Annotated in this window: 9 protein-coding genes and 1 pseudogene; 8 read left to right on the forward strand and 2 right to left on the reverse strand. The window is 37.4% G+C overall.

Annotated features, from left to right (window positions below; translation table 11 throughout):
• Positions 1-42: 42 nt before the first annotated feature.
• The 3 genes from ASC84_RS09730 to ASC84_RS09740 all read left to right on the forward strand — a co-directional run bounded on the left by ASC84_RS09730 (position 43) and on the right by ASC84_RS09740 (position 2,588).
• Complete coding sequence (locus ASC84_RS09730) at positions 43-804, forward strand: ThiF family adenylyltransferase (RefSeq protein WP_034609779.1); 762 nt, start codon at positions 43-45, stop codon at positions 802-804.
• A 99-nt stretch (positions 805-903) separates the two neighbouring features.
• Positions 904-2,013 (forward strand): DUF695 domain-containing protein, encoded by a 1,110-nt coding sequence (locus tag ASC84_RS09735; protein ID WP_056514138.1) that lies wholly within the window; start codon positions 904-906, stop codon positions 2,011-2,013.
• A 65-nt stretch (positions 2,014-2,078) separates the two neighbouring features.
• Positions 2,079-2,588 carry a hypothetical protein gene (locus tag ASC84_RS09740; RefSeq protein ID WP_056514141.1) on the forward strand — a complete coding sequence of 170 codons (510 nt, stop codon included), beginning with the start codon at positions 2,079-2,081 and terminating at the stop codon, positions 2,586-2,588.
• Positions 2,589-2,615: 27 nt separating this feature from the next.
• Here ASC84_RS09740 and ASC84_RS22915 read toward each other — a convergent pair whose 3' ends face one another.
• Complete coding sequence (locus ASC84_RS22915; RefSeq protein WP_171252541.1) at positions 2,616-2,753, reverse strand: hypothetical protein; 138 nt, start codon at positions 2,751-2,753, stop codon at positions 2,616-2,618.
• Between the two features lie 103 nt (positions 2,754-2,856).
• Between ASC84_RS22915 and ASC84_RS09745 the strand changes: the two genes are divergently transcribed.
• On the forward strand, positions 2,857-3,747 hold the full coding sequence (locus ASC84_RS09745; protein ID WP_056514173.1) for a LysR substrate-binding domain-containing protein: 891 nt from the start codon (positions 2,857-2,859) through the stop codon (positions 3,745-3,747).
• 78 nt (positions 3,748-3,825) lie between these two features.
• Here the strand turns inward: ASC84_RS09745 and dusA are convergent, their stop codons facing one another.
• Positions 3,826-4,830 (reverse strand): tRNA dihydrouridine(20/20a) synthase DusA, encoded by a 1,005-nt coding sequence (gene dusA, locus ASC84_RS09750; protein ID WP_056514143.1) that lies wholly within the window; start codon positions 4,828-4,830, stop codon positions 3,826-3,828.
• Between the two features lie 860 nt (positions 4,831-5,690).
• Here dusA and ASC84_RS09760 point away from each other — a divergent pair.
• From ASC84_RS09760 to ASC84_RS09775, 4 genes and pseudogenes are all read left to right on the forward strand, one after another.
• The gene (locus tag ASC84_RS09760; protein ID WP_056514150.1) at positions 5,691-6,038 is read left to right on the forward strand and encodes a hypothetical protein; all 348 of its coding nucleotides are present in this window, start codon (positions 5,691-5,693) and stop codon (positions 6,036-6,038) included.
• Between the two features lie 96 nt (positions 6,039-6,134).
• Positions 6,135-8,999: pseudogene (locus tag ASC84_RS09765) on the forward strand (type VI secretion system Vgr family protein).
• A gap of 9 nt (positions 9,000-9,008) precedes the next feature.
• A complete protein-coding gene (locus ASC84_RS09770; protein WP_056514153.1) occupies positions 9,009-9,983 on the forward strand; it encodes a hypothetical protein in 975 nt (324 codons plus the stop codon).
• Positions 9,984-9,997: 14 nt separating this feature from the next.
• A partial coding sequence (locus tag ASC84_RS09775; protein ID WP_056514156.1) for a type VI immunity family protein occupies positions 9,998-10,960 on the forward strand: 963 nt, incomplete at its 3' end.

Below are 10,960 nucleotides of genomic sequence, written 5' to 3' on the forward strand. Positions count from 1 at the left end.
AAATGAGTAAAATAGCGAGGTATTTTTGAGTTGATACTAGACATGACTGAACTTTTCCAAAATGATGAATATGAGCGCCGTTTTGCAGGCGTAGCCAAAATTTATGGAGAAGAGACATTCAATCACTATGAAAAAAGTCATGTCATGGTGATCGGTATTGGTGGGGTCGGCTCATGGGCGGTCGAAGCCTTAGCACGTACAGGGATTGGCGAGTTAACACTGGTCGATATGGATTCAGTGGCTGCTTCAAATATCAATCGACAGCTTCCTGCAATGACCTCTACTTTAGGTCATGAGAAAATTGAAGTCATGGCGGAACGTTGTCGTTCAATTAATCCTCGGATCAAGATCAATTTGATTGATGATTATCTCAGCCCTGACAATGTGAAAGAAATTTTAGAAAATGTTCCCGATATTATTTTAGATTGCATCGATGACGTTAAAGCAAAATTTGCACTTATGCTACATTGTCGTTTTAATAAAATTCCTTTGATTGTTTCGGGTGGGGCAGGTGGTAAGCTTGATCCTCTAAAAATTCGTGTTGCTGATTTATCTAAAACAGAACAAGATCCGATGCTTGCAAAATTGCGGAGCCAGTTGCGCGCCAAAGGCATTTGTAAGAAACCAAAAGAAAAATTTGGCATTACTTGTGTTTATTCAATTGATAATCCTTTTTCCAGTGCTGATGTGTGTGCGAGTGCAGGCTTGCGTTGTGGTGGATATGGTTCGGCTGTGGTGGTGACTTCTAGTTTTGCGATGGTCGCTGTTGCAGAAGTGTTGAAAAAGTTAGATCGGATCAAATAAGCGCTTGGTATTTTTAAGTAAAAGTTTAGATGCATTTAAAAATCATAAAAATTCAGTTAAATTAATCTGAAATAAACGTAATAACAGAGAACAATCAAAATGAGTTTTTTCAAAAAGTTATTTGGAAAGAAAGAACAACAAATACAAATCAATCGAAACCGCTATGCTGAATTTTGGCAATGGTTTGAACAGCATCAACAGGATTTTCACCGTATTGTGGATGAGTTAAATCAAGATACCATTCAAGCGGATTTCTTTGATAAGTTATCGCCTGAATTGGCTAAAGTTCATGGTGGAATTTTTTTTCTTACTGGGATGCTTGATCCACAAACAGCTGAATTGATCTTAACGCCAGATGGTGTTGTGGCAAACATTGTATTTGTAGAGGAATTGGTGGCAGCAGCCCCTGAAATTCCCGGCTGGAAATTTACCGCACTTAAACCCGCAAGTGATATTGAGCAAACCAGTATTGGTATGCATGGTTATGAATTTAGTCAAAAAACGCTATCATTTTATTTAAAAGACCATGAAGAATATCCAGATGAAACTGATCTCGTGGTTGTGCATGATCAATATAATGAAGCTCAAAAAGCTGAATTCTTACAAGCAGTTTATATCTTTTTGGATAATTATTTGGGTGAATATGATTCGATCACAAAGCTAGATCAAGTTTCGCTACAATTCAGACAAGATGCTGAAAAAGAATTAATGCCTATCGATCGTTTAAAGAATATTTTAATTTTAAAGAACAGTGAAATTTCTCGCTTAGACAAAATAACCCGTTCAAGTACTGATGACGATGAATATATCAGTTTGGAGGGGGAGACCAATGAAGGGTTGCCTTTGGTGGCGATCTTAAACAGTACCCTTTTAACATGGGATCAAAAAGCTTCTCATCCGTGGATGATGCTGGTTGAAATACCTTATGCTGGTCAGAACTCAAGTGGTATGCCGTCTGCAACAGATTATGAGTTGCTTAACGCGATTGAAGAAGAATTATTAGATGAGCTAAAGGATTTTGAAGGGTATTTAAATATTGGGCGAGAAACTGGTAATAACTTAAGAACCATGTATTTTGCTTGTAAAGAGTTTAGAAAACCCGCTAAAGTTATAGATCAGGTGGTTGAAAAATATCAGAACAATTTTGAAATCGATGTCAGCCTATTTAAAGATAAATATTGGCGTTGTTTAAATAAGTTTGGTCGCTAACTATGCTGAAAAGTCGCTTGAAATGCGCTATAGCATTCAGACCATAGACATGGACAGCTTAGAGAATGAAGCGGCTTTTTAATCGACCTATCCCCGATCTTAAAATAAGCATATTGGCGATCCTGTTGATTGGCGGAATTGGATATTATCTTTATTCAACGGTTCGTCATTTTCAGGCGGTCAACCAATTGGATGAAGCTAAAACGACAATGCGTGATATACAGAACTTGTTGGGATGGTCAATCCTTCAACCTCAAGCGGATGCAATTCAAGTCTGTAATTTGCAAAATATCCAACAGATCAGCAAACAAGAAGAGATTCAAAAGATCAAGCAACTGTTGGGCTGGGAGGTCAATATTCAACAACACAGCAAATATGTTGAAAGTATAAACGTGTATGCAGCACCTGATTTACACGGCTGTATTATACGTGCTCATTTTCGAAAAGAGGCCTTTGTAAGTGATGAGCTTGCTGGCAAGTATATTACTTACCAATATGATTTTAAAAAAAGCACCACAACATGCGTCACCAATATAAAAAAGTATACTTTAGTGAAATCTTGCACGCGTTTGTAAAAAACATACTTTATCTGTTCCGCTGAATCAGTCCTGTAAATAAATAAACTCAGGCTGTTGGGGCGTTTTGCCTGTTTGTTTTGCGATAAAACCATCATAAAGATTGAGTAAAACAACAGCGCAAATAATACAAATAAAAACCAGTAATTGTTTGGATATGCTCATACTATTTCTCTCTGATTTAAGTCGCTTTAAGTAAATTCTAGTGAAATCAAACAATCTAATCTAATATAGAAAAAAGCATGATTGATCTAATTTTGAGATGGATATGGCGACATTCAAACAATTTAATTATTTGATTAGAATTGTGGAAGAAGGTGGTTTTATTGCAGCTTCTGAAAAGTTGTTTATTGCCCAATCTGCTTTAAGTCGTCAGATCAAGCTTTTAGAGGATGAAGTAGGATTTGAAATTTTTGACCGCAGTGATAAAAAAATAAAACTCACTCAAGCAGGGCAGTTCTTTTATGCTCAAATTAAAAATAATTTGCTTAACTTAGATCATATTATTGAAAATGCTAAAGATATTGCAGATGGAAAAAATCGACTCATCAAAATTGCACACTCAAGTAGCATTAGCATGAGCTTAGAAAAAGTCAAAGTATTTGATCAAACCTCAAAGCATTTCAATGTTAATTTCGAGATCAATACTTTGTCATCTGAAGACCAAATTCTTGCACTGATGAAAGGAAATATTGATGTTGGTTTTATTCGCCCACCTGTCTTAAATCGCTTAGATGAGTTACATGCAACCACGCTCTACCCTGAGCCCTTATACGTTGCACTTCATCAAAATCATATTTTAGTTTCAGAACGCAGTATTAAAATCCAACAGTTAAAGCATGAAAATTTTGTTTCTACACCACATGCAGAACGGGGCGGTTTAAGTTACTTGGTTGCAAACCTATGCTTAAGTGCTGGTTTTTCTCCAAAGAAAGCAGCGGTTCAGTCCCGTAAAATTTCACAATTGCAATTGGTGGCTGCTGAAATTGGAATTTGTATTGTTCCTGAAGAATTTAGACATATTCTGCCTAAACAAGTACGACTGATTGCTTTGGACGCTGAAAATGCATGGTCTGATGTTGTGATGGTCTGGAGTAAAAATGCAGATGGTGTCATTCAGCGATGTACTGAATACATGATCAAACAGTTTCAACGATGATCTTTAAAGACCATCGTTTGATTGAAAAGATAGCTATGGATTAAGACTGTATTGAATCGTAGAAATTTTCAGTCGTGATCAGACAGACTGTTCACGAATATAATCTTCTGTACGCTTCATGGCTTCTTTAATATTGATAATGGCATTTTCAACATCTGCAAATGTTTTGGCATTACCACCACTTAAAGCCTGACGCCATTTACGCGCACCGGGAAGATTTTGGAATAAGCCTAAAATATGGCGTGTAATAATCGATAGAGGTGCGCCTTCTTGCATACGTTTGGCAATATAAGGCAGCATTTGATCGATAATATCAAAGCGATCAGGTAAATCTAAATTCCAGAGTTGACCTAATTCTGCCAAGAGGTAAGGGTTGTGATAAGCTTCACGACCAATCATGACCCCATCAACATGCTTTAAATGTGCTTGCGTTTCAGCGAAAGTTTTAACCCCACCATTGATCTCGATCAGCAAATCAGGACGCTCTTGTTTTAAACGATACACATCTTCGTAGCGTAGTGGTGGAACATCGCGGTTTTCTTTTGGTGATAAGCCTTGAAGCAAGGCAATACGGGCATGTACGATAAAATTATCACATCCAGTTTTTGAAACTGTATCGACAAAATGTAGCATCTCTTCATAAGATTGCATGTCATCAATACCGATGCGGTGTTTTACAGTAACTGGAATATCAACTGCATTACGCATTTCAGCAATACATTCTGCAACCAAGTCAGGCTCTGCCATTAAGCAGGCACCAATCTTATTGTTTTGTACGCGGTCACTTGGGCAGCCCACATTTAAATTGATTTCGTCATAACCCCAGTCTTGCGCCATTTTGCTACAAGTTGCAAGATCTTTCGGATTTGAACCACCGAGCTGTAGAACAATTGGATGTTCTTCATGGTTATAGTCCAAATGACGATTTGCTCCACCGTAGATAATGGCACCTGTAGTAACCATTTCTGTATAGAGGATAATATTGGGGTTAAACAAACGTGCAAAGAAACGATAGTCACGAGTTGTCCAATCCATCATCGGAGCGACCGAAATACGAGGCGTTAAAGATTGGAGCTCAGACATACAGTCAACCTGAAAAAGATAGAAAAAAAGCAAGTGCGGATTATACGTGCTTTATTTTAAAATCAATAGCCATACTCAAAAGATAGAATTTGTAAAGTTAATTACAAAAGCACTTCAAATTTTAAGCTGAACTTGATAAAAGAAGAGTTATTGATCAACACAATAAATTTCAGTTGTTATGGCAAAAAAATATAAACTTTACCCAATAAAAGCAATCAAAGATTGGGAGGGGGAAGACTGGGATGTTTATGAGGAAATACGCCTACCGAATGGGTTAATGTTACTAAAAGGTCGAGGTTATGAGCGACTTCATGGGCATTGTGCCGAAATTATCCTGACGCATGAACTGGCTGAGTTTATTAAACAAAATCACTCAGTGGAATTGTTTATTTTAGCTGAACAGCTTGGATTCTCTAAAGATGTGTTACTTCGTTTTAGAAAACGTCTTAATATAAGAAGGAAACTAACTGATTATGCATGGGTCATTGCACATCATGACGAAATACTCTATGAGCGTTGCGATGTATTGTTCGAAAAATATCAATTAAATCAGGGTGACATTGGTCGATATGTTCGCTATCTAGTCCATAAGGTTGGCGTTATCAGGACTCGAAAACGAGCAAGAAAAGTTGAAGACGAAATTGAAGCAAAAGTTTTAGCACATAAAGACATTATTATTTCATGTAATAAAATTATTGATTTGGTTGAGGCGATGGATATTGCTGTCTCTACTGCAACAAGAGTTCATAAACAAATGTGTATGGAGCAAAATTTACCGACAACAGCCGAAAAATTAAAACAAAAAAGTGCAGAGAGAAAACAATGGTTATTNTGCAACAAGAGTTCATAAACAAATGTGTATGGAGCAAAATTTACCGACAACAGCCGAAAAATTAAAACAAAAAAGTGCAGAGAGAAAACAATGGTTATTGGACAATCAACACGCTTTATTAAGTCATGATTTGACTATTAAGGAGATTTCTCAAAAGTTTAATCTCACACAATCGCAAATCAAATGGGCAAGGATAGATTTAAAAAAGCTACTCAATATCCCCAAAAAACCATTAGCTATTGTTTGGGTTAGAGCACATCAAGCAGATTTGGAACAGCTAAGCCATGTCGAGTTACAAAACAAATATCAAATGACTCAAGGGCAAGTAAGGCATGCTTTAAGAGTACTCAAAAAGCTGAAACAAAATGAGACATAAATTGTCGTATTAAAAATGATCATAGACAACTCTGTATAGACAGATTATTAAGTTTTTGAGTAAAATACATCACAATCTAAAATCAAATAATAAACTATGTCTAACAATATTTATGCCGCTTTGGAGCAATTAGGTCTTACTGCAAAAAAGCGTGCGATACATTTACAGTTCAGCAATAGCTCACTGAATAATCAGGTTTTCCTTCAACGTATTGATGGAACACATGAACTTAATGTAGGTCTGAGTTTACAACTCATTTGCCTTTCAACCAGCTCTCAAATTCCATTAAAGCAGTTTATTGGTTCTCAAGTTGCAATCGATATCGTCAACGATAAATCAGAACTCAATCGAATTTCAGGTATTGTTACAAAGGCTGATTCTGGCGCAAGCGATGGTTCTCTTACAATTTATCGTCTCACGGTAGAAGACCCGACAGCACTGTGGAAATATCGTAGAAACAGCCGTGTATTTATGGCAAAGTCTGTTGTGCAAATCGTGGATTTGATCTTTCAGGAGTGGAGAGAAAAAAGCCCGTTGTTTGCTTCAAGTCTTACTTTGGATAAAAGTGGCTTAACCAAAGACTATGATGTAAGACCATTCATTATGCAGAATAATGAATTGGATAGCGAATTCATTCAAAGATTGCTAGCCTCGGAAGGCATTACAACTTTAATTGATGAAGCACAACTTAAAGTGTCTAGTTCAAGTCAAACAATCCAACCCCAAAAGCTAAGATTAATTGACAGCAATAATCACTATCAAGCACTGGATCGACGTAACATTCGTTTTCATCGTAGCTCTGCTGTAGAAAAGCAAGATAGCATCACGGTATTTACAGGATTACGTTCCATTCAACCCACCGCAGTGCATATCCAACGTTGGCAAGCAGATGCACTAGAAACAGAAGAAGGTGCTGGTTCAGTTCAAAGTAAACATCAACATAGTGAAAATTATGACAATGCCAATCTTGGGTTAGAACAAGCATGGCACTTTAGCCCTGCATGGATACAAGACTTAAATGGTGAAGATGGTGCAACCAAATCAGGCAACAGCCAGATTGAAAAGTTTAGTTTAACCAAAACCTCAGTAACTACTATGATTCACAAGCCAAACAATTTACAGCTACCTCAACTGTACGAGATGCACATGTTGGGTATTTTTTTGAGCTAAATGAACACCCGACAATCGATCTAAAAGATTCTTCAGATAAACAGTTCCTCATTATATCTAAGACCTTCTATAACCAGAATAATTTACCAAAAGACCTGACCAACCAAATTGAAACTTTACTAAAACAAAGCAATTGGCAAACGCCCAACATCACAACAAACAATAGTGATGAACGCCAAGCCAATGAGTTAGTGCTACAGCGACGTAATATTGCGATTGTTCCAGAATACAATCCACTGAAACATAGACCAATTGCATCACCACAACGTGCCAGAGTGGTTGGAGCAAGTGGAGAAGAAATACATGTGGATGAATGGGGCCGTATAAAAGTCCGTTTCCTATTCACCCGTAATGAAGACAACACCCATGATGGTGGTGCTGGATCTAATGACAATGATACAGATTCAGCTTGGGTTGATGTCCTGACCCCGTGGGCAGGTGAAGGCTATGGTGCGCGATTCTTACCCCGTATTGGTGAGATTGTCGTCATAAACTTCTTTGATGGCAACCTTGATCGACCATTTGTGGTGGGGCGTATCCATGAAGCACACAGAAGCCCGACCAAGTTTGATGATAAAGGCAAACTGCCTGATACCAAAAAACTTGCAGGAATCAAAAGTAAGGAATATCAAGGCAGTGGCTATAATCACGACCAACCAGATCAGCAGTCAGTTACAGAGTAGCCATGGGGTAAGTCAACTCAATCTAGGTAATCTCAGTCATCCTAAAGAAACTGACACCAGCGAAGGACGAGGTGAAGGCTTTGAATTGCGTACAGATCAGTGGGGAGCACTCAGAGCCAAACAAGGCTTATTGCTTTCTACCTATTCTCAAGATTCAGCAAGTGGCGATCATCTTGATGCTTCTGAAACAAAATCACAACTTGAATCGAGTTTGAATAATTCAAAAGCTTTAAGTGAAGTTGCCAAGAATCAACAGACTGACCCTTTAGAAGTGCTAGATGGTCTAAAACAGTTTATTCAACAAATCGAACAGGAAAGTGAAGCTAAGGCAAAAGCATTTAAACAAGCTTTAATGATTTTGACTTCACCAAATTCTATTGCACTGAGTACGAATGAGGATGTTCACCTTTCAGCAGATGGACAAATCAGCCATAGCGCAGGCGATAGTATTAACCTAAGTACGCAAAAGAACTTGGTAGCTCATGCACAAAGTAAAATCAGTTTATTTGCAGCACAGGAAGGTGCAAGGCTTTTTGCAGGAAAAGGCAAAGTTGAGATACAGGCGCAGGGAGATGGTGCGGATTTGATCGCACGTAAAGGCATTCAAATCATTTCAACTGAAGATGCGATTTATATCACGAGTCCTAAAGAGATTAGATTAGTTGCAGATACCTCAGAATTAAAGATTAATGGTTCAGGCGTGTTTGCAACGGCTGGTGGTTTGTTTGAGAGTAAGGCGGGACAGCACAAATTTATAAGCGGTTCAAAAATAAAAACAGTATTACCATCACTTCCGCTCATAATAGATCAACCTTATTCAGCTGCTATAACCTTCTTAAATGAGGCAAAACAGCCAATGATTAATTATAACTATAGATTGATTGCTGAGAATGGTCTTGAAGTTTCAGGAGTAACAGATGAATTAGGGAAAACTCAACCGATTCAAACCGATCAACGAGAAAAAGTTGATGTGTATATTGCAGATTTGCCAAATGACTATCAAGAAAGTTCAGGTGAATCCCCTCTTCTTAAAAAAACATATGAAGATCTGTTTTATGTAGAAGACCCTGAAGATGAATTAGATGATATTGATAATACAGAAGAATAAGAGGAAATTATGGTCGCACCAGTTGTCGCAGCTGCATATGTTGTTCTTGCATTTTTATTAAGAGTTTTACTTTATGTCCTCAAAAAATTATTAAATCAGGCTGCTAAAGTTACAACTGAATTGGTAAAGAAACATTTGCTGCCTTTTTTAAAAGATATAGGCGCCAGTATTGCGCAAGAACTGATAGAGTTTATTTTTTCTTTTGCAACAGAAGTTGCAACTGATATAAAAAAAGAACAAAGAGATTCAACAACACCTAAACCGAGCGGTTCGACTAAGCCAACAGCACCCTCACAAGCTTCAAAGGTCGGTGCATGGTATGATATTTATACTAAAAAACCGATTTTATTTAAATCGGTGATTTGTAAGGTTTGCTGTTTCAGTAACCAAATTGGTGGGGCTACAGGTAAGGCCCCGAAAAAAGAGACAATTGCTGATAAAGTGATTAGTTTATGGGGTGGTTTACGCCATCTTCGACAAAAAGCAGTACAAGTGATTTTTGCACTCGTAGATATTGTGATGGAACATAAGTGTCCGATTAAAGCAGAAGTTATTTATGACAAGAAGACTAAACAACCGTTGATGGTTGCAGGTGCAAATCCGCCTCGGCACAAGTTTATGGAAACACCAGGGGGAGAGCATCGAATAGGTGCTGATGTCATTGTGGTTAAAGATATTATGAAAGCCCCTATAGTCGATAATATTTTACACTGGGTTGAAATTAAATTTTTAGACAGTAAAGATCCACCGAATAGGAAGCAAATGGATGATTATTCCAAATTTTTAAAGGGTAATAATAAGTTGGCAATGATTTGTGTATCTGAAAATCCTAAAAACAGTGATTGTGGTTGTAAGACAAAGGCGGTTCCTCAAAACACACAAAAACCAAATAGTACACCACAAGGTAAAAAGACTAGTAAAGCCAATAAAATGCGTGAAATTTGGGATATTGTTGTCACTAATGCAGAAAATCTTTGGAAATAAAAAAGGAATAGATGATGGGTGAGTTATTTCAACAAGCTGAAGCTTGGTTAGATCAGATTGAGCAGACACAAAATTACAACTTGCCTTATGTCGATATTGAATCAAAAACTGAGCCAGTACGACTAAATTTAATGATGTCTTTTTGGTTCTACAAAGGTGAAACTTTAGAAATTCGAGAGCAGGTTTTCAATAAAGTTTTAGATTATATCAAACTTACTGGTATTGAATTTCAACGTGAAGCTTCGATTAAAAATCAACGTGAACGGAACTTCCGAAAAGAAGAGTTTCCTCAAAATTGGTTAAACGACATTAGAAAAGCTGATGTTTGGAGTTCTTTGATTTATTACTTTTCAGATCAACCTAAAATGGACTTTGCACCTAAGTTTGGATTGGATGTAAGTTGTAGTTCTGAATTAGGGGATGGAGAATGGTATTCAACTGTGAATTTTATTTTTCCATTTGATTATGTTGAAAAAGACGAAAATCGTTTTGCTTGTATCGAATTTTTTAAATCATTTATTAAAGAAATTAAAGTAGAACAAGCCTATTGTGGTTATCGTGTAGGCCAACCATTAGATTTCACTAAAGCAGTACCTTGGCAAGTGTTTGATACAGCAGCAGCATATCGCTTTCTTGGCTTAGATATCGAAAAGAACATGACTCAAAGTAGTGCTGTGACAAATGATGAGCCTTCTTTAGAAAAGGGTGTCCGTTCAACCGCATGGTTGGTCTACTTGGGGCAGCCCTGGCTTGAAAAGCTTAATGAAGTACAAGCCATTCAGAAACAAAAACCAAATACGCCATTACAGTTAGAGCTGATTAATGAAGGGATGTTTTTTAAAGCTGATGAGTCACCACAATTGGCACGGATAGGCTTATCACGCCCTCAAGGCTATCAGGCTTTAAACAACATATTAAAACCGATTCGAGAAAAGATGTTACCCCTTACTCAATATGCGGATTCATTGGCTGAATGG

Origin of the sequence: Acinetobacter sp. Root1280, from assembly GCF_001425285.1 — a bacterium.
Taxonomy (GTDB): domain Bacteria; phylum Pseudomonadota; class Gammaproteobacteria; order Pseudomonadales; family Moraxellaceae; genus Acinetobacter; species Acinetobacter guillouiae.

Coding starts and splice junctions, on each gene's coding strand:
- ASC84_RS09760 (WP_056514150.1), top strand. CDS start 5,691: ATGGAGCAAAATTTACCGACAACAGCCGAAAAATTAAAACAAAAAAGT.
- ASC84_RS09740 (WP_056514141.1), top strand. CDS start 2,079: ATGAAGCGGCTTTTTAATCGACCTATCCCCGATCTTAAAATAAGCATA.
- ASC84_RS09745 (WP_056514173.1), top strand. CDS start 2,857: ATGGCGACATTCAAACAATTTAATTATTTGATTAGAATTGTGGAAGAA.
- ASC84_RS09735 (WP_056514138.1), top strand. CDS start 904: ATGAGTTTTTTCAAAAAGTTATTTGGAAAGAAAGAACAACAAATACAA.
- ASC84_RS22915 (WP_171252541.1), bottom strand. CDS start 2,753: ATGAGCATATCCAAACAATTACTGGTTTTTATTTGTATTATTTGCGCT.
- ASC84_RS09730 (WP_034609779.1), top strand. CDS start 43: ATGACTGAACTTTTCCAAAATGATGAATATGAGCGCCGTTTTGCAGGC.
- dusA (WP_056514143.1), bottom strand. CDS start 4,830: ATGTCTGAGCTCCAATCTTTAACGCCTCGTATTTCGGTCGCTCCGATG.
- ASC84_RS09770 (WP_056514153.1), top strand. CDS start 9,009: ATGGTCGCACCAGTTGTCGCAGCTGCATATGTTGTTCTTGCATTTTTA.